This is a genomic window from Bacillus sp. BC05(2025) (genome assembly GCF_056725905.1).
Genome location: NZ_JBWYRA010000001.1, coordinates 824,954 through 845,866, shown reverse-complemented (window position 1 = coordinate 845,866; position 20,913 = coordinate 824,954). Strand labels below are relative to the sequence as shown.

At 33.7% G+C, this 20,913-nt stretch carries 22 protein-coding genes and 1 pseudogene; 20 read left to right on the top strand and 3 right to left on the bottom strand.

Features of this window, described 5'->3' with window-relative positions:
- The first annotated feature begins 145 nt into the window (after positions 1-145).
- Positions 146-3,493, top strand: coding sequence for a trifunctional glycoside hydrolase family 18/polysaccharide deacetylase/glycosyltransferase family 2 protein (locus ACZ76X_RS04445; protein ID WP_479849871.1), 3,348 nt, complete (start codon positions 146-148; stop codon positions 3,491-3,493).
- A gap of 229 nt (positions 3,494-3,722) precedes the next feature.
- The gene (locus ACZ76X_RS04440) at positions 3,723-3,998 is read left to right on the top strand and encodes an ArsR/SmtB family transcription factor (protein ID WP_000662958.1); all 276 of its coding nucleotides are present in this window, start codon (positions 3,723-3,725) and stop codon (positions 3,996-3,998) included.
- 159 nt (positions 3,999-4,157) lie between these two features.
- On the opposite strand, the gene ACZ76X_RS04435 is transcribed toward ACZ76X_RS04440, so the two are convergent.
- Positions 4,158-5,360: an ankyrin repeat domain-containing protein gene (locus ACZ76X_RS04435; protein ID WP_042514799.1), complete on the bottom strand. Its 1,203-nt coding sequence runs from the start codon at positions 5,358-5,360 to the stop codon at positions 4,158-4,160.
- Between the two features lie 371 nt (positions 5,361-5,731).
- Between ACZ76X_RS04435 and ACZ76X_RS04430 the strand changes: the two genes are divergently transcribed.
- Entirely contained in the window at positions 5,732-6,532 is an 801-nt protein-coding gene (locus ACZ76X_RS04430) for an ABC transporter ATP-binding protein (RefSeq protein ID WP_479849685.1), read from the top strand.
- A 193-nt stretch (positions 6,533-6,725) separates the two neighbouring features.
- Here ACZ76X_RS04430 and ACZ76X_RS04425 read toward each other — a convergent pair whose 3' ends face one another.
- Positions 6,726-7,049 (bottom strand): winged helix-turn-helix transcriptional regulator, encoded by a 324-nt coding sequence (locus ACZ76X_RS04425; protein WP_001072989.1) that lies wholly within the window; start codon positions 7,047-7,049, stop codon positions 6,726-6,728.
- Between the two features lie 124 nt (positions 7,050-7,173).
- Here ACZ76X_RS04425 and ACZ76X_RS04420 point away from each other — a divergent pair, with 124 nt between their 5' ends.
- From ACZ76X_RS04420 to ACZ76X_RS04390, 7 genes are all read left to right on the top strand, one after another.
- Positions 7,174-7,707, top strand: a complete 534-nt coding sequence (locus tag ACZ76X_RS04420; RefSeq protein ID WP_033691915.1) for an NAD(P)H-dependent oxidoreductase — start codon at positions 7,174-7,176, stop codon at positions 7,705-7,707.
- Between the two features lie 142 nt (positions 7,708-7,849).
- Positions 7,850-9,340, top strand: a complete 1,491-nt coding sequence (locus ACZ76X_RS04415) for a class I adenylate-forming enzyme family protein (RefSeq protein ID WP_479849870.1) — start codon at positions 7,850-7,852, stop codon at positions 9,338-9,340.
- A 111-nt stretch (positions 9,341-9,451) separates the two neighbouring features.
- Positions 9,452-10,000 carry a GNAT family N-acetyltransferase gene (locus ACZ76X_RS04410; RefSeq protein WP_479849684.1) on the top strand — a complete coding sequence of 183 codons (549 nt, stop codon included), beginning with the start codon at positions 9,452-9,454 and terminating at the stop codon, positions 9,998-10,000.
- 182 nt (positions 10,001-10,182) lie between these two features.
- Positions 10,183-10,746: a GNAT family N-acetyltransferase gene (locus ACZ76X_RS04405; RefSeq protein WP_071722856.1), complete on the top strand. Its 564-nt coding sequence runs from the start codon at positions 10,183-10,185 to the stop codon at positions 10,744-10,746.
- Positions 10,743-11,447 (top strand): SDR family NAD(P)-dependent oxidoreductase, encoded by a 705-nt coding sequence (locus tag ACZ76X_RS04400; RefSeq protein ID WP_479849683.1) that lies wholly within the window; start codon positions 10,743-10,745, stop codon positions 11,445-11,447. The genes ACZ76X_RS04405 and ACZ76X_RS04400 overlap by 4 nt, the downstream gene beginning before the upstream one ends.
- Positions 11,444-12,220, top strand: coding sequence for a GNAT family N-acetyltransferase (locus ACZ76X_RS04395; protein ID WP_479849869.1), 777 nt, complete (start codon positions 11,444-11,446; stop codon positions 12,218-12,220). The genes ACZ76X_RS04400 and ACZ76X_RS04395 overlap by 4 nt, the downstream gene beginning before the upstream one ends.
- Positions 12,221-12,231: 11 nt before the next feature.
- Complete coding sequence (locus ACZ76X_RS04390) at positions 12,232-13,131, top strand: PhzF family phenazine biosynthesis isomerase (protein ID WP_479849682.1); 900 nt, start codon at positions 12,232-12,234, stop codon at positions 13,129-13,131.
- A 32-nt stretch (positions 13,132-13,163) separates the two neighbouring features.
- Here the strand turns inward: ACZ76X_RS04390 and ACZ76X_RS04385 are convergent, their stop codons facing one another.
- Positions 13,164-13,373 carry a hypothetical protein gene (locus ACZ76X_RS04385; protein WP_479849681.1) on the bottom strand — a complete coding sequence of 70 codons (210 nt, stop codon included), beginning with the start codon at positions 13,371-13,373 and terminating at the stop codon, positions 13,164-13,166.
- Positions 13,374-13,548: 175 nt separating this feature from the next.
- Here ACZ76X_RS04385 and ACZ76X_RS04380 point away from each other — a divergent pair, with 175 nt between their 5' ends.
- The 10 genes and pseudogenes from ACZ76X_RS04380 (at position 13,549) to ACZ76X_RS04335 (ending at position 20,888) form a co-directional block, all read left to right on the top strand.
- On the top strand, positions 13,549-14,388 hold the full coding sequence (locus ACZ76X_RS04380; RefSeq protein ID WP_479849680.1) for a phosphotransferase family protein: 840 nt from the start codon (positions 13,549-13,551) through the stop codon (positions 14,386-14,388).
- Between the two features lie 28 nt (positions 14,389-14,416).
- Positions 14,417-14,977, top strand: coding sequence for a DUF7010 family protein (locus ACZ76X_RS04375; protein WP_479849679.1), 561 nt, complete (start codon positions 14,417-14,419; stop codon positions 14,975-14,977).
- 25 nt (positions 14,978-15,002) lie between these two features.
- Positions 15,003-15,827 (top strand): MBL fold metallo-hydrolase, encoded by an 825-nt coding sequence (locus tag ACZ76X_RS04370; RefSeq protein ID WP_479849678.1) that lies wholly within the window; start codon positions 15,003-15,005, stop codon positions 15,825-15,827.
- A gap of 16 nt (positions 15,828-15,843) precedes the next feature.
- Complete coding sequence (locus ACZ76X_RS04365) at positions 15,844-16,410, top strand: SGNH/GDSL hydrolase family protein (RefSeq protein ID WP_479849677.1); 567 nt, start codon at positions 15,844-15,846, stop codon at positions 16,408-16,410.
- Between the two features lie 358 nt (positions 16,411-16,768).
- Positions 16,769-17,164 carry a transcriptional regulator SpxA gene (gene spxA / locus ACZ76X_RS04360; protein WP_479849676.1) on the top strand — a complete coding sequence of 132 codons (396 nt, stop codon included), beginning with the start codon at positions 16,769-16,771 and terminating at the stop codon, positions 17,162-17,164.
- Between the two features lie 31 nt (positions 17,165-17,195).
- On the top strand, positions 17,196-17,330 hold the full coding sequence (locus ACZ76X_RS04355; protein WP_479849675.1) for a BA3454 family stress response protein: 135 nt from the start codon (positions 17,196-17,198) through the stop codon (positions 17,328-17,330).
- 192 nt (positions 17,331-17,522) lie between these two features.
- On the top strand, positions 17,523-17,936 hold the full coding sequence (gene saiR, locus ACZ76X_RS04350) for an Rrf2-family transcriptional regulator SaiR (RefSeq protein ID WP_479849674.1): 414 nt from the start codon (positions 17,523-17,525) through the stop codon (positions 17,934-17,936).
- 125 nt (positions 17,937-18,061) lie between these two features.
- Complete coding sequence (locus tag ACZ76X_RS04345) at positions 18,062-18,397, top strand: IDEAL domain-containing protein (RefSeq protein ID WP_479849673.1); 336 nt, start codon at positions 18,062-18,064, stop codon at positions 18,395-18,397.
- A gap of 15 nt (positions 18,398-18,412) precedes the next feature.
- Positions 18,413-18,582, top strand: a pseudogene (locus ACZ76X_RS04340) (DUF3888 domain-containing protein); the annotation flags it as partial.
- A 986-nt stretch (positions 18,583-19,568) separates the two neighbouring features.
- The gene (locus tag ACZ76X_RS04335; RefSeq protein ID WP_098671070.1) at positions 19,569-20,888 is read left to right on the top strand and encodes an aromatic amino acid transport family protein; all 1,320 of its coding nucleotides are present in this window, start codon (positions 19,569-19,571) and stop codon (positions 20,886-20,888) included.
- Positions 20,889-20,913: the final 25 nt, after the last annotated feature.

Genomic DNA, 20,913 nt, shown 5'->3' with positions numbered 1-20,913 from the left:
AAAAGGATTTATCTCGCTATTGCGGGCAGTAAAACTCCCATCTCAAAATTTGGCTGGGACAAAAAAGCTAGGTGGGAGTTGGGCTGCTTAAAGTTGCACTTTACTATTCTATCGTTCTATTAAGAAGGAGTATGTGAAAAATATAATGGAGAAAAATATTCAACAAGAGAAAGATAAAGCAAAACCTGTTTTTTATGATCCGAAAGGAAGGAGAAACATAGCTTTTATTTCGTTTCTATGTATCTCAATCGTTAGCGTAAGTATTGTATTTTATTTTTTCTTTCAAAGTATTTTTTCAACACCAGAAATTCCAAATATGAATAACGCTGTACAACAAGATAATAAACTTGTACCAATTAATCAAAAACTTAGTGATCAGCAGTTAAAGAGGGAAGATTTTAAACCAAATACCGAAACGAAGGATAATAAAAATTTGGTGAATTCGCCGAAGGATAGTAAACAACCTAAGGAAGTGTATGGTTTTTATGTAAACTGGGATGAAAATAGTACCGCTTCTTTAAAAGAAAATATTGATTCATTAACTACGCTAGTACCAGAGTGGTACCATCTAAAAGCAGATTTAACGATTAGAAGTGAGATAAAACCTGAGATAGTAAAGTTAGCAGAAAAAAATCAAGTGAAAATTATGCCTTTACTTACGAACTATACAGAGGAAGCTTCTGGTCCTGATAGTGGGCTAATTCATAAGTTGCTGAATTCCTCAAATGATGTAAAGACAAAGTTTATAAATGATTTAGTAAAGCAAGTTGAAAAGAATCGATTTGCGGGTATTAATATTGACTTTGAGGCGATACCTGAAAGTGATAGAGAAAACGTAACAAATTTTATGAAAGAACTTACTACGGTCTTTCATAAACATGATTTGCTCGTTACACAAGATGTTCCAGCTAACGATAAGGCTTTTGATTATAGTGCGTTAGCAAAGGTAATAGATCGAATGATTGTAATGATGTACGATGAGCACTATGGAGCGGGGGAACCAGGGCCGATTGCTTCTAATAAATGGTTTCAACACACATTGAAAGAACTGAATATTCCGTCTAATAAACTTGTGGTTGCTTTCGGTAACTATGGATATGATTGGAAAGTAAAGAGTAAAGAACCTGCGAAGTCTTTAACTTTTTCAGAAGTTATGGCAATGGCTCATAATTCAAATATGAAAATTCAATGGGATAAGAGTAGTGGAAATCCTTATTTTAGATATAAAACAGGAGAGAAAGAACATACTGCTTGGTTCTTAGATGGCGTTACTCTCTATAATCAAGTGAAAATCGCAATGGACAACAATGCAAAGGGATTTGCGTTATGGAGATTAGGAGCAGAAGATCCTACAATATGGAAAGTTTTAAAAAATCCGGTTGAGGCACAAAAAAATCCTGATGTATTACATAAAATCACTAGTTTAGATGAAATGAATTATTCTGGACAAGGTGAAATTTTACAGATTGAGAATGAAAAGCAAAATGGATTGAGAGATTTTAAAGTAGGAAAAGATGGGTACCTTACAGATGAAGTATATCAAATCTTACCATCTGCATACGAAGTGCAACGATATGGAAAACCGAAAGGGAAACAAGTAGTATTAACATTTGATGATGGACCAGACCCGAAATATACGCCAGAAATTTTAGATATATTAAAAGAGAATAAGATCAAAGCTGCTTTTTTTGTCCTTGGTGAAAACGCGCAACTAAATACTAGTATTGTGAAAAGAATATACGATGAGGGACATGAAATTGGTAATCATACTTTCAAGCATCCTAACGTAGCTGATACGTCTTTACTACGAACAAAAGTAGAACTTAATACGACGCAACGTCTGATCCAGGAAATAACTGGGCATTCTACAGTTTTGTTTAGGCCACCATACGAAGCGGATGCGAACCCGGATTCCTCAAATGAAATATTGCCTATTTTACGGGCACAAAATATGAACTATACAATGGTAGCAGAAAAAGTGGATCCTGGGGACTGGGCAACACCATCAACAAATGAATTAGTAAAGCGTGCTCTTAATCCTGTTTATAAGGGAGAGGGAAATATTATTCTTCTCCACGATGCGGGAGGGAATCGTACCCATACGGTAGAGGCGTTGCCGATCATTATTAAAGAGCTTAAAAAGCATGGATATAGTTTTGTAACAATTTCAGATTTAATGAATAAAGAACGTGATGAAATTATGCCCCCCGTTTCTTCTGAGGGTGAGCAATATTTACTTTACAATAAAGCTGTCTTTTTAGGGGCGGGATACTTTAAACATATGTTAACAACTATTTTTTATATTGCTATTGGATTAGGTATTTTTCGATTCTTATTCTTAATTTATTTTGCATGGAAGCAAAAAAGAAAAACGCTATCTCGCACTATTCATTCGTCCTACCAACCTTTTGTTAGTGTTGTCATAGCAGCATATAATGAAGAAAAGGTGATAGCTAAGACAATTCGCTCAATTTTGGATAGTAAGTATGGAGAATTTGAAGTTATTGTTGTGGATGACGGATCGACAGATGGTACGTCAAAAGTAATGAAAGAAACATTTTATAAACACCCTAAAGTTCGTTTCATTCAGAAAGAAAACGGCGGGAAATCATCGGCAATGAACTTAGGGTTTCAACAATCGCGAGGAGAGATCATTGTCACTTTAGATGCGGATACTATTATTGCGCAAGATGCCATTTCTCTCATGGTTAGACACTTTGAAGATCAAAATGTAGCAGCAGTTTCAGGTAATGTCCAAGTGGGGAATAGACGAAACTTGTTAACTACTTGGCAACATGTTGAATATATAACAGGATTTAATTTAGAACGTAGAGCTTTTGATGAGTTAAATTGTATTACAGTAGTTCCAGGGGCTATTGGGGCGTGGCGTAAGAAGGATGTAGTTGAATCTGGATATTTAAGCGAAGATACATTAGCAGAAGATACAGATCTTACTATTACATTTTTACGTCAAGGACATAGAATTGTATATGAAGAAAAAGCGTATGCTTTTACGGAGTCACCTGAAGATGTGAAAAGTCTCATTAAACAGCGATATCGTTGGTCATATGGTACACTCCAATGTCTTTGGAAACATCGAAAAGCATTGTTTCATACAAAACAAAAAACGTTAGGGTTTATTGCATTGCCTAACATGTGGTTATTCCAATATGTTCTGCAATTCATTGCTCCTTTTGCAGATATATTAATGATTATAGGGTTATTTAGTAGTGATCCGCTAAAAGTTTTAGGATTTTATTTTGTATTCTTTTTAATGGATCTTCTCGCATCTCTATTTGCATTTAAATTAGAGGAAGAGAATCCGAAACCATTAGTATGGTTAATTTTACAACGCTTTATTTATCGTCAATTTATGACTTATGTTGTTGTTAAGTCTATATTCTCATCGATTCGAGGAATAGCGGTAGGTTGGAATAAGCTAAAGAGAGTGGGAAGTGTAGAACATTCTACGGAACATAAGGAGGCATCTTAAGAGAGCAGGTTATCTGCTCTCTTTTTTATTGATTTTAGTGAGCTGAGTGTAGAGTACATACATCTGTATCTATAAGAGTTCTAATAGTGAGACATTATGTAAAGATGCTCCTTTAGTTTCGAGAAAAAGTTTTTTTATATTTTTTTAAAATGACGGACATAAAATCGTATATACCTTCGAATTATATATATGGATAACATAAATATGTAAATAAAAGGGGAGCAATAAGATGAAAGAACAAAAAGAAATGTTTGAAGAAATCTCTGAAGTACTAAAGGTATTGGCGCATCCTGTTCGTTTATCCTTAGTAAAAATAATGCTTGCAAAAGGTCCAACTAATGTAACAACAATGTACGGGGATTTACAAATGCCTCAAAGTACAATTAGTCAACATTTATCTAAATTAAAAGCTGCTAAAATGGTTACAGGTACTCGAAAAGGATTAGAAATTTATTATGAGGTAACTGACAATCGCACAAAATCAATATTAGCATGTTTAGTTTAAATGCTGACTTCTATTTCAAAATAAAAAATGCTATTCTTTTCTATGATTTTACAGAGAGAATAGCGTTTTTTATTTTTAAGGAGTATCTTTTTATTAGCTTGATGGTGATATGGTATTATCTCTAAAATAAAAAAATATTGATTTTGCTTTTATTCTTTCTCAGGAGTTTGAGCTCAAAAGGCCGACGATCTCATCGTATCCAAGGCGTTTAGCTGTTTCGATGGGGGTCTCTTTTAAATTTTCATTCCTTGGCATACTGTATAATGTTGCTTTCGCATGCAAGTTCGGTTGATGTTGTAGTAACACTCGAACTACTTCAATAAAGCCTCGTTCACATGCACTATGTAACGGTGTAACTTTTCCTTGTCCTGTACTATGAATGTTAGCTCCATTTTCTAACAACAGCCCTGCCATCTCTGGTTTATTGCGGTCGCAAGCAAGACTTAATGCACTCCTTTTGTATTCTTCTAGTAATTCCATATCAATACCGTTGTCTATTAAAACCTTTGCTGCTTCAAGATTGTTATCCTCCACTGCGTAGTGGAGAGCTGAACGTTTTCTGTTTGTCACCGCATTTATATTGGTAATACGTTCTAAAATATAATGAACAATTTCTTGATTGCCAGAACTACTAATTAAATGAAGAGGAGTGACTTTTCCGACCATGATTTCATTTGCATTTTCACCTTGAGAAATTAAGTATTTAATAATTTCTACATTACCTTTTCTGCATGCTAGGGCAAAAGGTGTTTCTCCATGATATTTAATCTTCAAATCTGCTCCTGCTTCAACTAGTAATGTAACTATCTCAATATTTTCATTTAAACAAGCAATGTGAAGGGGCGTTTTTCTATCAGGTCCTTTTTTATTTAATGTAGACAATTTAATGTTTATTAACTTTTTTTTAACTGTTTCTATGTCATTCCTCATACACGCGTAGTTTAACGTTTTCTTAAAGCTCTCTGCTTTAATAGCGCTTTTTAGTTGTGATTTACTAAAATCAGAGGTTGGTTCAATATGATAATGGTTGTATGCAAGCAAAAGTAGTGCAGAACCGGACTCTAAAGTAGGGTTTAAATCGTCATAATAATCAACTTCATATAAACCATTTCTTTTAACGGTTAAAACAAAGGCAGTCCAGTTGGATTCCCCAGTATGGCGTACTCTTTGAATATTGTCCATAATTTCATTAGATGGAAGTCCTTCTGAGCCATGTTCAAATACCTTCATAGATTCATAATGAAAGTAACTATACGTCGTGACAACCCCATTGTAAAATGCAAATAACATTGATTTGTTGGCTGCATTGGGTATATGCTTTAACATGATTTCAACAAGTGTTTCTATATATTGATTCTTCAATAATTTCACCTCTATTAATATTTGAACTGGTAACGTTATAATTATTTGGAATTTCCAACATACTATTAATCTTAAACATCACTTTATGTAATTTTTTGAAAATTAATTTTTTATATATATTATAACATTTATATATTATAACATTTCATATTAGTTTGTTGGTAAAAGGCTTTCATTTTCACTAAGTTATCTGTTCTTTATCTACAAAGTTTATGGAAACTCAATTGACAGAAATAAAATTTATTAAGTTAATAATTATGAAGAGTAACAAATTACCTAGGCAGTGAAACTCATACTTTTGAATAGAGGGCATTATATGTTTTTGATATATTAATAGTTAGGAACCACAAATAAGGGGTGAAGATATAGAAATGGAATTATTTGATTACTATAAGCGAAAAGGAAAGATGAAACTGTTAATTGGGACGGGTATTTTTATTCTTGCTTTATGCACTGTATATGAAGATTGGGGACATATTAATTGGGGGCAGTTTATCTTTTTTGTTATCGCTGCTTCTATCTTTTTTGGAATTGGATTTTGGCAGTTAAGAAAAGGAAAGTTGATACAAAAGAATATGATAAAAAGTAATGCAACATTTTGGGATGTTGATACTTTGGTTGTATTAGAATTACCAAAACGAAACAAGCAATTTGGTTTATATCATCCTGATGGTAAGTATATAGCAGGAACAAAGATGGTTTCATCAAATATTCTTTTTTCAGTAATACCCTTTTTACATAATAAAGATGTTTACGGATTAGAAACGAGTAACGGGGAAATTCTAGCTTATTTTCATACTGAAGTGGACGGATATGATTGGGTAATTTATGACTCCAATTATAACCAAATTGGTATGTTTAAAGAAAAAATGATACAAGGATTTACTATGATACGTGGTACTTTGATGACAGATAAAGCCACAAAATTGTCAGATGTAGAAGTTGAGTTTGATTTTATTCAAAGTACTCTCCGTACAATAGATGGACGTACATTAGCAATTGGTAAGCAGGGATATATGCCTATAGAATGGAGTGAAAGGTTTATGGGGTTAAATGTACCTACTATTACCTTAGGTTCTAATGCGTCTAATAATGAAAAAATTCTCGGTTTAGGGGTGCTCCTTTATAGTTTACGTACAATTGAGATTAGAAAAAGTCGGGCAAGTGTTTAATGAGGCGGAAGTAGTGTTTATATGCGAAATTGTATAGAAATCTCATTTTTCTAATTATATCTTTTTAGATTGATGGATGTGGGGTCACGTCCATCAATCTAAGAAAACAAGTTAGCCCAAAAACGATAAAAATAAAATTTATAAAAATACAAAATATAAACATAGAGGATTAAATAAAGTATATGGTGCCTTTTTAGTCATGTAATCTTTTGATCTGATGACCTTTTCCCCATTCAAATAGTTCATTCATAATTTTCATTAAAGATTTTCCGTGCTCACTTAGTGTGTACTCAACCTTTGGTGGTACTTCTTGATATACAGTACGATGGATAATCCCATCTGCTTCAAGTTGCCGAAGTTGTTGTGTAAGTACTTTTTGTGTAAGGTTTGGAATTTCTCGTTTAATTTCATTTGTTCGCATTTTTCCATCCATCAAAACACATAAAATATAAACTTTCCATTTTCCGCCGATTACATCGAGTGTTGTTGCAATTGGGCAGTTATCATTTTGATTCATATAACACCTCCAAAGGTACCTCAAGGTTCCTATAGCACCTGAAAGTACGTACTTTTCAATTATATGTAATGCATTCATACTAATATGTAAAGGATTGATTCATTTATAAAGGGGATGGAAAATGATGAGAACACTTGTAATTGTAGCACACCCTCATATTGAAAAATCAAAAATTAATAAAAGATGGATAGAAGAACTTGAGAAACATTCAGATGAAATTACGGTGCATGAATTATATAAAGTGGCACCAAACTGGGAGTTTAATATTGAAGAAGAGCAAAAGTTATTAGTAGAACATGACAGATATATATTCCAATTTCCGCTTTACTGGTACAGTTCACCGCCATTATTAAAAAAATGGTTTGATGATGTATTGACATATGGATTTGCGTACGGATCAAAAGGGGATAAAGTGAAGGGAAAAGAGTTTGGTGTAGCTATTTCTATAGGTGGATTAGAAAAAGATTATGAAAATAGCGGAATTACGATGGATGAGTTGACGAAACCATTCCAAGCTACATGTCTATATACAGGTATGGAATTTATACCTTCATTTTATTTATATGGTGCCGAATATAAACTAAGTGATGAAGAGATTAATAAAAGTGCACCTGAGTATGTGCAATATGTGATGAACAAGAAGTATTCTAATATATAATGAAAAATAGCCATTTACTTATGAAGTAAATGGCTATTTTATATTCTTATTATATTCACTAAGTGTAATCTTTAGTAAATTAATAGTTAATCTGGTAAAATAAAAACCTAACATATATAAAGGGGAGTTTTACTTGAGAACGATGCAAAAATTATTACAAAAAAGAGCAATGCAATCACCAAATTTGGAAGCGCTTGTAGGGGGAGAGAAAAGGTATTCGTTTCAGCAGTACAATGAACGAGTAAATCAGCTTGCACACTATTTGTTACAAAGCGGTGTACAAAGAGGAGATCGTATTGGAATACTATGCAAAAATAATCATCCGTTTCCAAGCGTTATGATGGCAAGTTTAAAAATCGGAGCGGTATGTATTCCACTAAATCATCAGCTTACTGCGTATGAATTAGAAACGATTGTAAAAGAAGCAAAATTAAAAGTGTTAGTTATTGATGAAGAGTTCCATGAAGCTTTAAAGATTGATGCTGTTAAAGAAATTCCTTATGTAATTCAAATGACAAAAGAAGGCTTTGGTTCATTTGAGTTAACATTACAAGAACAGCCAAGTACAGAGCCCAATGTAGAGGTTCATGAAGATGATGATGCGATTTACTTGTTTACTTCAGGAACGACTGGACAGGCGAAGGCATGTGTCATTGGACATAAAAACTTACATCATTATTTTGCTGAGATTGCAGGACAAAGAGAAATTCCAGCAGGAGAACGCTTTTTATCCGTGCATCCATTGTTCCATATGAGTGGCGTGCTTTCTATTTTAAATTGTATTTATCATGGCGTTACGATGATTTTCTTAGCTGATTCGAATCCTACTCTCATTTGGGATAAGATTGAAGAAGAGAAAATTACGACGATGCTTGCATTCCCGGCTGTTTATAGCTACATGCTGGATGAACTAAATAAAAAAGAACGTAACATCTCTACTTTTAAAGTAGCACAAAGCGGTGGAACAAAAGTGCCAGAAACACTCATCCAAAAATATATGGAAAAAGGAATCTATATGGTGCAAGGCTATGGTAGTACAGAAGGGTGGGTCGTAACATCATGGCATCCAATGATGGGAAAAGAAAAGATGTCTTCTGTAGGAAAAACATTGAAAAATGTAGAGGTGAAAATTGTTCATCCAGAAACAGGTGATGAACTAACAACAAATGAAGTCGGAGAGATTCATGTAAGAAGTCCATACATGTTTAAAGGATATTGGAATAATGAAAAGGCGACGAAGAAGGTAGTAAAAGATAATTGGTTTAACATGGGCGATGCTGGCATGATAGATGATGACGGATTCCTGCATATTATGGGAAGATATAAAGACGTTATCATACGCGGTGGTGACAACGTATATCCAGATCAAGTAGAAGATGTCATTCATGAAATACATGGTGTTTTAGAAGTTGCAGTAGTTGGGGTTCCGGATGACTTTTGGGGTGAGGTTCCGACAGCGTATATTGTAAAAGATATGCAAACGTCCTTAACAGAAGAAGAAATTATACAACATTGTAAAGAAAAACTAGCAAGTTATAAAATACCAGAAGTTGTATTTATGGAAGAATTACCGAAAAATGCGTTAGGGAAAGTGTTGAAGAGGGAATTAAGAGAAGGTGTACTTGTAAAATAAAAAGCGATTAGATGATGAGGAATCCAGTTATGCAGTGAGCATGACTGGATTTTTTGGTGTAATATTGAAAATAAAGGAATTTCATTCATTTCAGTACAAGGGGGAGAAAATATGGCTATAAAATTAGAAACTGAGCATTTATGTATACAACCTTTTACCAATGATGATGTATGTAGAATTAAAGAATTGGCTAATGACAAGGAATTAGCCAATATTCTTGGGCTCCCACATCCATATAAATTGGAGTTCGCGCAAGATTGGGTTGATATGCAACCAGAACTTATAAGGAAAGGAATCGAATATCCTTTAGGAATTGTCTCTAAAGAATCAAGAGAAATTGTAGGTACAATTACACTAAGAATTGACAAGGGTAACAATAGAGGTGAACTTGGTTATTGGATTGGTAAGAATTATTGGGGAAAGGGTTTTGCAACCGAAGCTGTAAATAGAATGATTCATTTTGGTTTTATTGAATTAGGTTTAAATAGAATTTGGGCATCTGCCATTTCTAGAAACCGATCATCGATTAAGGTGTTAGAGAAGTCGGGCTTACGTAAAGAAGGCACGTTGAGACAAAATAGACTTTTATTAAATACATATGAAGATGTTGATGTGTATGGAATATTAAAGACAGAATACAACGTTTTAAATCACAGATAAGTCTGGTAGTGTGATGACAAAAGGAAACCCTTCAGAACAGGGTTTCCTTTTTGTATTTCTCAAAAATTAATATTGTAGTTTAACAGGCCCTTGTTTATCAAAAACATAATAATTTACTAGATTTTGTATTTTGTGTAAGATAATAAAGAATATTCAAATATTAATCAAGGGAAGAGATATAAATGAAGCTGCCGCTATTACAAATAGAGACAGAGAGACTTATGATCCGTCCGTTTCAAAAAGATGATTATGAAAGTTGGTTAGATGGATTTAATAAGAGGTTACCATCTCAGTATAAATATGACGATGGTTATCAAGTTATGGCATCATCAACAAAAGAATGGTTCACGGAATGGATAAGAGGCTTTGATGAAGCAGCACATCGAGATGAGATGTACGTATTAGGTATTTTTCGTAAAGAAGACGGAGCTAATATTGGTAAGTTAGAGCTTATAAAAATTTTACGTATGGACTATCAGTGGGCAATGATGGGCTACTCTATTCATAATCAATATTGGAAAAATGGATATGGGATAGAAAGTGTAAAAGCCGCGTTACCGTTATTTTTTAATCGTCTTCATTTTCATAGAATCGAGTTACATATACATGTTGATAATGAACCATCCGTTCGTCTTGCGGAAAGAGCGGGTTTTTCTTTTGAATGCAAGAGAGAAGCGTTTTCATTAGAGAATGGTAAGTGGATGGATTTTCTTATTTATTTTAAAAATAAGGAGACAGATATATGAGAGTGGTTATTACAGGTGGAAATCGCGGATTAGGGTTACAGTTAGTAAAAGTGTTTCATGAAAATGGACATATTGTTTATCCGTTAGTTAGAACTGAGGTTGCGTTAACACAATTGAAGAAAATGTTTAGTTGCAGATGTTTTCCTATATTGGCAGACTTATCGATTGATGAGAGTACGGAGCAAATGAAAAACCAGCTTGAGGAATATACAGAGTATATAGATCTAGTTATCAATAACGCAGGAATTACTGGAAAGGAGACTGAGGTTTTACATACAAATTCAGAAGAGTTAACGGACTTATTTAATATTCATTGCTTAGGTGTAATTCGAGCTGTAAAAGGTACATATGTGTCTTTAGCTAAATCGGATTATCCGAGAATCATAAATGTGTCTTCTCGATTAGGTTCATTGCATAAAATGGCGAACAAAGAGTTTCCAGAAGGTCAGTTCTCATATTCATATCGAATTGCTAAAGCTGCGCAAAATATGTTAACGCTCTGTTTACAACAAGAGTTTGAGGATAAAGGAATTCATGTAACTGCTATTCACCCTGGAAAATTAAAGACTGACATTGGTGCTTTTGATGCGAATATGACTCCCGCTGAAGGAGCAAAAAATATATATGATTGGGTAATAGATTCAAACGAGCATGTTTCAGGCAAGTTTATTGAGCCAGGTGTAGGTGAATTAAAATGGTGATATACGATCTTGCGATCATTCAGAATCTGTTTGGCCCTTCTAAAAAAGTATTAAATGGCTTACCAAATGCAGTAACGATTGAAGAAATCGAAGAAGACGTTTTGTATAACGTACAAACATATAAAGAAAAGATAAGTAGATTTGAAGAGGTTTGTTTTAATTGGGAGTTAAAAAGAGCGAGTATTGTATTAAACAAAAGGTTTAGTAGTCATAACTCAAGCGCAAAAGTGTTACTTGATGGCGGTTTTTCTTTGTATGCCGCAAAGATAGAAGTATGTAGAGAATTGAACAATGTAGAAGAGCTTGAAAGAAAATATACATATCGATCAATAGCAGAAGGAACGTTATCGGAAAAAGATTTTAAATATATTTGGGAACAATGTATGTCGGGTTCAGGGAATCAAACTTCAATTTTAACTATCGATGAACATTTTTATTCTGTACAAACAGAGTTAGGTAAGGGTTGGGAAAAGTCATGTATTGTTTTTTATGATAAAAATGAGCCGATTGGTATGTCCATACCGCATATAGAAACTGGAACAGAAAGTGAAGGACGATTATTTTATTTTGGGGTAATGCCTTATTATCGTGGGAAAGGAATTGCTTCCCGGCTGCATCTTCAATCTTTACATATGTTAAAGGAAATAGGGGCTACTTATTACATCGGAAGCACACATACTTCAAATGAAAAGATGCAGAGAATATTTTGGAGAAATAATTGTTCGTTGAAAACGGAGATAGAGCTTTATTATAAAATTTTTAAAGAAGGTTAGGAGAAAAGAAAATGAAGACTATAAACGTATTTCATTATGACGCATTTACGAATAAACCGAATATGGGGAATCCAGCAGGTATTGTATTAGAGGCAGATGGATTAACGGAAGAGGAAATGCAAATTATTGCTGAAAAAGTTGGATATAACGAAACAACTTTTGTTCTTTCCTCAGAAGTAGGAGATATAAGAATGCGCTACTTTACACCTGGTTTTGAAATGGATTTATGTGGTCATGGGACAGTAGGGACGCTATATGCCTTGCGCGAAAAAGGTTTATTAGAAGAGAAAAGTAACCTTACGATTGAAACGAAGGCTGGGATTTTACCGATACAAATAGGTGTAAATGAAAATGGAGAAACCTTTATTAAAATGAGGCAGGCAGCTCCTCAGTTTAAAGAATTTACAGGTTCAAAAGAAGAATTAGCTCATAGTATCGGTTTAGAAGTAAATGATTTAGATGTAAGTTTACCGATTGTATATGGAAGTACGGGGAACTGGACTGTAATTGTACCGATTAAAAATCTAGATGCGTGTGAGAGAATGAAATCTAATAATGCTGCATTTCCATCAGTATTAAAAGAAATACCTAACGCTTCTATTCACCCAATTTGTCTAGAAACTTATGATGAACTAGCACAAATGCATGGACGTCATTTCTCATCGGCTTATGCTGGAACGATAGAAGATCCAGTGACAGGAACAGCTTCAGGTGTAATGGGGGCGTATTATGCGATGTATTTGGAAAAAGATTTTGACCATGAAATGGAGTTAATTGTTGAACAAGGACAGGAAATACATAAAGATGGTCGTGTAACGGTTTATGTAACGAAAGATGTAGAAAATGAGAAGTTACAAATAGATATTGCGGGGACAGCGGTGTATGTGAAAGAGTTTGAAGTTTTAATATAAAAAAGAAAGCCCGGCATACATCCGGACTTTCATTATCTGTTTAATACTTCAATATACGAAGCATCTCCAGTTGTTCGTAAAGCAGAGCGGAAATTGTTGTTTTCTAACGTTTTAGCGACTTGTTGTAACTGCTGTGCATCATCATGATGGATAAGTAAGCTGTCCGCACCACTTTCTTCTATATGAATGTGTTCGACATTTCCAATAGCATCATGTACCGCTTTTAAAAATTCAAGTTTCATAATGACCTCCTATATGTATGTAGCGTTGTTGTTATTATTTCCTTATTTTTGAAATATAAAAGTAAATGAATTTTTGTTATATTAAGATTTTGGAAGGAGTTTCCTATTTGTTTGTCAAATAATAGTAAAGTTGTCTTTCAAGTTGAGGGAATCTTCGGAATTGAAGGGTGAGGAAATGGACATTTCAATAATTGCTGCACAACTCGTTAAGGAGAAAGTGATTTCACATGATCCAAATAGCGTAAAAGTGTTGAACGGGGGAACGACAAGTACTGTGTATTTGTTGGATGAAAAATATGTAGTAAAGCTGAATGAACCGGACGTAATACGTGAAGAAGCTAATTTTCTCTCGTTTTATGGGGGGAATACTTTATTTTCAAAGCTTTTGTATAAGGAACCTTTCCATACATATTTCGTATATTATTTCCTTGAAGGTAATACTTCGTGCGAACAAGGATATAAACGAAGTACGCTTCGTACACTTGTAAAAGAAGTTATTAATCAGTATAAAATTGTCCCAGAGGCAGATGGCTGGGGATGGAAAGAAAGTCCGGTTCAATCTTGGAATGAATTTTTAACGACAAATGTGATGGAAGCTTATGAAAATGTAAAACGTTACATAAGTGAGGAAGAGTATAGAATTGTTCTTAAACTGGCAAATAGGGATGCCGGAGTAAATCAGCCATTTTTATTACATGGTGATTTCGGATTTCATAATTTTATATTTCGAGAAAATAGGTTACATGGAGTAATTGATCCGTTACCAGTCCTCGGAGATCCTTTATATGACTTAATTTACGCGTTCTGTTCAACTACGGAAAATTTAACGAAAGAAACGATTGATTATGCGATGAAAGAATGTGTATTTCTTAAAAAAGATAGAGATTTATACGAGGAAATAGTCATAGGATTATATTTGCGTATAGACACATGTTTAAGACACCACCCGAAAGATTTAGAAGATTATTTAATAGCTTGGCGTTATTGGATGGGCGAAATTAAGCCGGCTTTATAGTATAAATAGTTTGGGGGGAGATAGTGAAATGAACATAGCAGAAGCAAAACAAGATTTAGCACAAAGAACGAAAAGAGGATTTCCAGTTATAATAGCTGGTATTTTATTTTGGATTGTAGCGAGTGTAACTGGTGTCCTTCTTTCAGAAAAACAAGTAGTGTGGGTATATTTAATCGGTATGGGATGCGTCTTTCCTTTCGGCTTAGCGATAGCTGCTATATTGAAAATTGATATGTTTGCGAAAGGAAATCCGTTAGGGGTTTTAGCTGGATTAATTGGCGGGATAAATGTATTAAATATTCCGTTTGTATTACTTGCCTATTTTCAATTTCCAGAATGGTTACCTTTTGTAGTAGCGATGTTAATAGGCGTTCATTTTATACCGTACGTATGGATTTATGAAAGTACAAGTTATGGTTTATTGGCAGTAGGGACTGTATTCGTAACATCAGTTTGCGGGATTCTTTTTGCAGACAATGGATTTACTGTCATTCCATTGTCAGTTACAGTTGTCTACTTACTCACTCTAATTGGTTTATTAATTGAAAATAAAAAAGTAGAGCAGTATCAACAAAAATCAGTTTCATAAAAATATAGGGGTAGGGGGAATTATGATGAGAAATTTTGTTTGTACAACGTGTGGCGTACAGTATGCAGCGAGTGTGGAAGAACCGGTAAGTTGTGTTATTTGTGATGAGGAGAGACAATATGTGAATCCGAAAGGGCAGTCTTGGACGACTTTAGAAACCTTGCAATCGAGTGGTACATATAAAAATGAAATGATAGAAGAAGAAAATGGGCTTTATAGTATTACAACAAAACCGACATTTGCAATTGGTCAAACGGGATATGTAGTAAAAACGGAAACGTATCGATTACTATGGGATTGTATTACGTATTTAGATGAAACGACAATTGAGAAGATAAAGGAGTTGGGCGGGTTAGATGCGATAGCACTATCTCATCCTCATTACTATTCAACGCAAGTAGAATGGGCAGAAACGTTTGATGTACCAATTTATATACATGAAGACGATAAAGAGTGGGTAGTACGCCCGAGTAGCCGTATTATTTATTGGTCTGGTGAGTCTTTACAATTAGCGGACAGAATTACTATTCATCGTCTCGGAGGACATTTTAGAGGCGGTTCTGTATTACATTGGAAAGAAGGAAATGATGGAAAAGGTATTTTATTAACAGGTGATATTATTCAAGTCGTAGCAGATAGGCAGTGGGTGAGTTTCATGTATAGCTATCCAAATTTAATTCCATTACCCGCAAGAAAAGTGGAGGAAATGGCGAATCGAGTGAAGCCGTTACAATTTAATCGTTTATATAATGCTTTTCACCGAGTAGTGAAAGAGAATGCAAATGAGGCAGTGGAACGTTCTGCGGAAAGATATATTAAGGCGGTAGAAGGAAAGTTATTTCATACGTAAAAGGAGAATTAGCTCTATGAAAACATTAGTATGCTTCGGTGATAGTATTACAGCTGATGAAACGTTTTTTGATGGAACACCGAGGTTAACACCACGTCTAAAAGAGATGTTTCCAAATTGGAAGGTGGTAAATGCGGGGGTTCCGGGTGATAATACGTTCGATGCGTTACATAGGATTGAAGAGGATGTACTATCACATAAACCAGACTTTGTAACAGTTTTTCTTGGTACGAATGATTCGGTATTATTTGATCCAGTACCATTACAAGTATACAAAGACAATTTAGAGAAGATTGTAAGTATGATTTCACCAGAAAAAATATTACTTATTAGTCCTGCGCCAGTTGATGAAGAACGTCAACATAATAGAACCAATAAAGTACTTGGTCAGTATGCAGACGTAGTAGAGGAAGTGGCGAAGGAAACAGGAAGTTATTTTCTAAATTTATATGCTGAAATGATTCAAGAGCCTCATTATAAAAGATTAGTAGAAGATGATGAAAAAGACGGTTTACATTTTGGCCGACAAGGTTATGAGTATGTAGCGGAGTTAATTGGTAAAAAGTTAAAAGGGATTTTGTAAGAAGCAAAGTGTGCGCGCTTTGCTTTTTTTGCTCGTGTATTTCCTCCTACAATGTTGCTGTGTTCATTGCGGTAGCTTTTATTATGCTAAACATATAGGGGAGAAATGAATAAAGTGGAATATGATTTGCTCGCTAATGGAATGCACCCAAGACTTAACAGTTGATTAATTGAACTGTAAAGTTTAAAATTACAGTATAGTTTTTAGAAGTGAGTTTCTATTGTTTGTAAAAAAACAGATAAATTAAATATTCTCCAATAAATAATATAACGTGTATTTTATTCTAAACTGTAATTTTTTTAAATACATTTCAATAATCTATATAATAATTTTAAAAAAATAAAGGAGTGTGTAAAATATGGTGATTCTATATACGACAGCAAGCTGTAGTTCATGCCGAAAAGCAAAAGCGTGGCTTGAAGAACATCAAATTGATTATACCGAAAAAAATATCGTATCAAATTCGCTTACAGTCGATGAACTTAAATCCATTCTTCGTTTAACTGAAGATGGTGCTACTGAAATTATTTCAACGAGATCTAAAACTTTTCAGGAATTAAATATAAATATTGAGGCGCTTTCGCTTAATGAGTTTTATAAATTAATAATTGAGTATCCTCAAATGTTACGTCGTCCAATTATGCTGGACGAAAAAAGATTGCAGGTTGGTTTTAATGAGGAAGAAATTCGCAAATTTTTACCGCGTAGCGTTCGAACGTTTTTGAATGTTGAATTGCAAAAAATGGCTAATTAATAAATAATATTTTGATAAGGAGGGAATAGAAGTGATTGAAGTATGTGTTACAGTTCATTATAAAGATAGAAACTATCGAACAAATGTTATTGTGAGTAAAGATACGATTTGGACAAAAATTAAACAATTGGCAGAAGAACAAGTTAAGAAACAGTGGACTGTTTAAATTGATTTGCAACTTAAAAAGCTACATGAAGTTAGGAGATATAGGGGAGTTCTGATAGAATATAAAGGGATTTATTTTTTCATGCTAAGCATGCTTCTATATATTTTAACGTTTGACTAACCTATCTGTAATATTAATGGCTACAGTATGTTACGAAGAGAGGAATCATTTTTTTATCGTAGGAGGACAACAATGAACAGCGACTTTACCTTGGCCATACACAGTTTAACTTATTTAGCTTTACAGCCAGATCGAATGTCAACAAGTAATGCTATTTCCGAAAGTGCAGGTGTTCATCCAGTACGCATTCGCAAAGTGCTAAGTTTGTTAAAAAAACATAAGTTTATACAATCAAAAGAGGGAACTGGCGGAGGCTTTATTTTTGCCCGTGATTTAAGTGAAATTAATCTTTGGAATATGTATCAAATAACTTCTGAAGGGGCACTGCAGCCGAAGTGTCCAGAATCAAACGATCAGTGTATTGTAGGTTTGAACATGCGGAAAGTTCTTTTTGCTATTTTCTTAGGTGCAGAAGAACATCTAGGTGAATATTTAAAGAATTATACAATGAAAGAAGTTGTTGACCTTATTAATCAAGAACGTTAAGCGGCTTAATTATTATGTAGCCGTGAGTTCTTAAAAAATAACTGTAAATAAAAATGTTACAGTTAAAGTTAGTTTTTATATCTTTTTTATTGCTACAAAAAATATGTATAAGAAGGTGAAAAAGTATGATGTCAAATAATAATCATGTTTTAAAAGTGGGAGATTGGGTTCGTGGAATATCAAATGAGGGTGAATTCATAGTTGGTTATATTGTATCACTTGATGAAGTAGAAGGTGTAGTTACAGTTAGCATTGTGAAACGCGATGATAAGTATACAAAAAACGAAGCGATTTTACTCTTTAGTAAACACGTTAACAAACTTCCTGAATCAAAGGTAATAAATAAGGAGCAAATCCTTTATCTTATAGATCTTGCATTATTAACAGGGGATGAAGAATGGTTTATTGAGCTCTCTGCAAAATTAAACTCGATAAAAGAGCTAGTTAATGAGGGGTTGTAAAGATTACACTATTATATTTTCTATATAACTGTGCAAATTCAAACTTTTGAAGGGGCACACAATCCGCCTTATGGAGAGGACACAATTACTTTTCGTATGGAAGGGAATGAAATAAAATAAAATCCATTCATTACAAACATAGAATTATCCCTAAAGAAGAGTTGAAAAAACTAAAGTTAAGATGACATTGAGGTGATTTGTTTGCTCACTCCTAATAATGATAATGATATAAATAAGCTGTCCGTATACGGGCAGCTTATTTTATGTTTTCGTTTAGCAAAATGTTACCGGTTCTCTCATTACCATCAATTTGAAAATGTATGTGAATGCAATATCTGTAATATATATCCTGGGAATTAGCTTGTGCATTTGAAGAAATATTTCTTTTTAACCACATTAATTATTTACTAGAATATCTTTTTTAAATCAAAATAAAATTTTTTGGTAAATGAGGATATAAGTATTTTAAAAATAACTAGCTTAAACAAACAATATTTTACTGTATTTTATGCTAATTAAAGCTGTTATAAGTGATAGGAACAAGGGTTACATACCAACTGTAAAATATTATCCATGTAAAATTATATCCAATTAATATTTCTGAAAATATAAAAATATTAATTTTATAAATATACACGTTATAATGAGGGCGTCGAGAGAAATTTTATGATCTCTGGAGAAAATATAAAAAATGCGATTACTAGTAAGAAAGGTGTGTGGTTAGAGGCGAAATGTATGTAAAGTGCTTCAGTGGCTTGTGTAATCAATACCATAAATGCTGCCGAAGCTATGAAAGTGATGTGTAGAATTGAGAAAGAAATGCCTCATAAATGAAGAGAGGCCGGTTTCACTAAAATTACTGTTACAAGTAATTTAGAGAAACCATTAAAGTAATACACTGTTATTAGAAATGTTGCAACGTATTTATGAAATCTATTCTATATTGTTCTCTTAAGCGGTCTTTATATAAGGAGCGGATAGTACGAGTAAACTTTTTTGTTAACGCTAACAATTATATTAGGACGCTATCTAGCGAATGTTTTAATTTGAATTCAGTTTGATGAAGGACTTGCAATGTGGGGCAACTTGTAAGGAATTCATTTTTCAAAAAAGAAAGTATTTGTTAGCCATAAAGAGAGATACAGGAATAGAAAAAAGGGGGAGTTATTATATGAACGGGAATACTGCAAAGAAAATAGAAGTTCAAGCTGAAAATACCGCACGAAAAAATGAGCAATATGCAGATCCGAAAAAGTGGCATAAGCAGGATACTACATGGGCATTGAGCCTATTTGGAACTGCAATTGGAGCAGGGGTGCTCTTTTTACCGATTAATGCAGGTTCAGGTGGTTTATTATCATTACTACTAATTACATTGCTTGCATATCCAGTTATGTATTACTCACATAGGGCACTTGCTAAAATGATATACGCTTCTAATTCTGCTGATGAGGGGATCACAGGTACAATTAGAGAGTATTTCGGAAATAAAGCGAGTATCATTTTTAACATCGTATATTTCGTTTCAATTTATACAATCGTACTAATGTATTCGGTTGCACTTACAAATACTGCAAGTAGTTTTATCGTGCATCAATTGCACATGCCAGAACCTCCAAGAGCTATTTTATCACTTGTATTAGTTCTTGGTCTTATCGCTATACTGAATTTTGGTCAAGATATTACTGTGAAAATCATGAGTATGCTAGTGTATCCTTTCATAGCTTCTTTACTGTTTATCGCAATATCTTTAATTCCACAGTGGAATACGTCAATGCTTAGCTTCTCAGCTGTTTCTACTGCTTCAACAGGAACAGGATATTTTGGAACGATATTGTTAATTCTACCAATCATCGTATTCTCATTTAATCATTCACCTATGATTTCATCATTTGTTGTGAAACAGAGAGCTACGTATGGAATAGAAGCTACTGATGCTAAATGTGCGCAAATACAAAAAGTTTGTTATATTATGACATTCGTTGTAGTTATGTTCTTCGTCTGGAGTAGTGCACTGAGCTTAACTCCAGAGGATTTAAAAATGGCAAAAGAGCAAAACTTATCAATTCTTTCATATCTTGCGAATGAACTGAATTCACCTGTAATCACGATTGCAGCTCCAATCATTGCTTTTGTGGCTATTACAAAATCTTTCCTTGGACATTATATCGGAGCGTTTGAAGTAATGCGTGACATGATTATTAAGTTCGGTAAATCACGTGGAAAAGTAATTGAAGAAAAAACAATTAAGACAATCGTACTTACTTTTGTTGTATTATCATGCTGGTTTGTCGCTTATACAAATCCAAGTATTCTTGGACTTATTGATTCTCTAAGTGGTCCATTAGTTGCTGCTATCTTATGTCTATTACCGATGTATGCGATTCAAAAAGTACCAGTACTAGCTAAATACAAAGGGAAAATGAGTAACGTATTTGTTATTATTGTAGGTATACTTACTGTTTTAGCAAGCATTAAATCATTATTCTAAATCACGATTGTTAGTTCTAATGCAA

Bases quoted from the DNA above. Each gene is read 5' to 3' on its own strand.
- ACZ76X_RS04445 (WP_479849871.1), top strand. From the start codon at position 146: ATGGAGAAAAATATTCAACAAGAGAAAGATAAAGCAAAACCTGTTTTT.
- ACZ76X_RS04440 (WP_000662958.1), top strand. From the start codon at position 3,723: ATGAAAGAACAAAAAGAAATGTTTGAAGAAATCTCTGAAGTACTAAAG.
- ACZ76X_RS04430 (WP_479849685.1), top strand. From the start codon at position 5,732: ATGGAATTATTTGATTACTATAAGCGAAAAGGAAAGATGAAACTGTTA.
- ACZ76X_RS04425 (WP_001072989.1), bottom strand. From the start codon at position 7,049: ATGAATCAAAATGATAACTGCCCAATTGCAACAACACTCGATGTAATC.
- ACZ76X_RS04420 (WP_033691915.1), top strand. From the start codon at position 7,174: ATGAGAACACTTGTAATTGTAGCACACCCTCATATTGAAAAATCAAAA.
- ACZ76X_RS04415 (WP_479849870.1), top strand. From the start codon at position 7,850: ATGCAAAAATTATTACAAAAAAGAGCAATGCAATCACCAAATTTGGAA.
- ACZ76X_RS04410 (WP_479849684.1), top strand. From the start codon at position 9,452: ATGGCTATAAAATTAGAAACTGAGCATTTATGTATACAACCTTTTACC.
- ACZ76X_RS04405 (WP_071722856.1), top strand. From the start codon at position 10,183: ATGAAGCTGCCGCTATTACAAATAGAGACAGAGAGACTTATGATCCGT.
- ACZ76X_RS04400 (WP_479849683.1), top strand. From the start codon at position 10,743: ATGAGAGTGGTTATTACAGGTGGAAATCGCGGATTAGGGTTACAGTTA.
- ACZ76X_RS04390 (WP_479849682.1), top strand. From the start codon at position 12,232: ATGAAGACTATAAACGTATTTCATTATGACGCATTTACGAATAAACCG.
- ACZ76X_RS04385 (WP_479849681.1), bottom strand. From the start codon at position 13,373: ATGAAACTTGAATTTTTAAAAGCGGTACATGATGCTATTGGAAATGTC.
- ACZ76X_RS04380 (WP_479849680.1), top strand. From the start codon at position 13,549: ATGGACATTTCAATAATTGCTGCACAACTCGTTAAGGAGAAAGTGATT.
- ACZ76X_RS04375 (WP_479849679.1), top strand. From the start codon at position 14,417: ATGAACATAGCAGAAGCAAAACAAGATTTAGCACAAAGAACGAAAAGA.
- ACZ76X_RS04370 (WP_479849678.1), top strand. From the start codon at position 15,003: ATGAGAAATTTTGTTTGTACAACGTGTGGCGTACAGTATGCAGCGAGT.
- ACZ76X_RS04365 (WP_479849677.1), top strand. From the start codon at position 15,844: ATGAAAACATTAGTATGCTTCGGTGATAGTATTACAGCTGATGAAACG.
- spxA (WP_479849676.1), top strand. From the start codon at position 16,769: ATGGTGATTCTATATACGACAGCAAGCTGTAGTTCATGCCGAAAAGCA.
- saiR (WP_479849674.1), top strand. From the start codon at position 17,523: ATGAACAGCGACTTTACCTTGGCCATACACAGTTTAACTTATTTAGCT.
- ACZ76X_RS04345 (WP_479849673.1), top strand. From the start codon at position 18,062: ATGATGTCAAATAATAATCATGTTTTAAAAGTGGGAGATTGGGTTCGT.
- ACZ76X_RS04335 (WP_098671070.1), top strand. From the start codon at position 19,569: ATGAACGGGAATACTGCAAAGAAAATAGAAGTTCAAGCTGAAAATACC.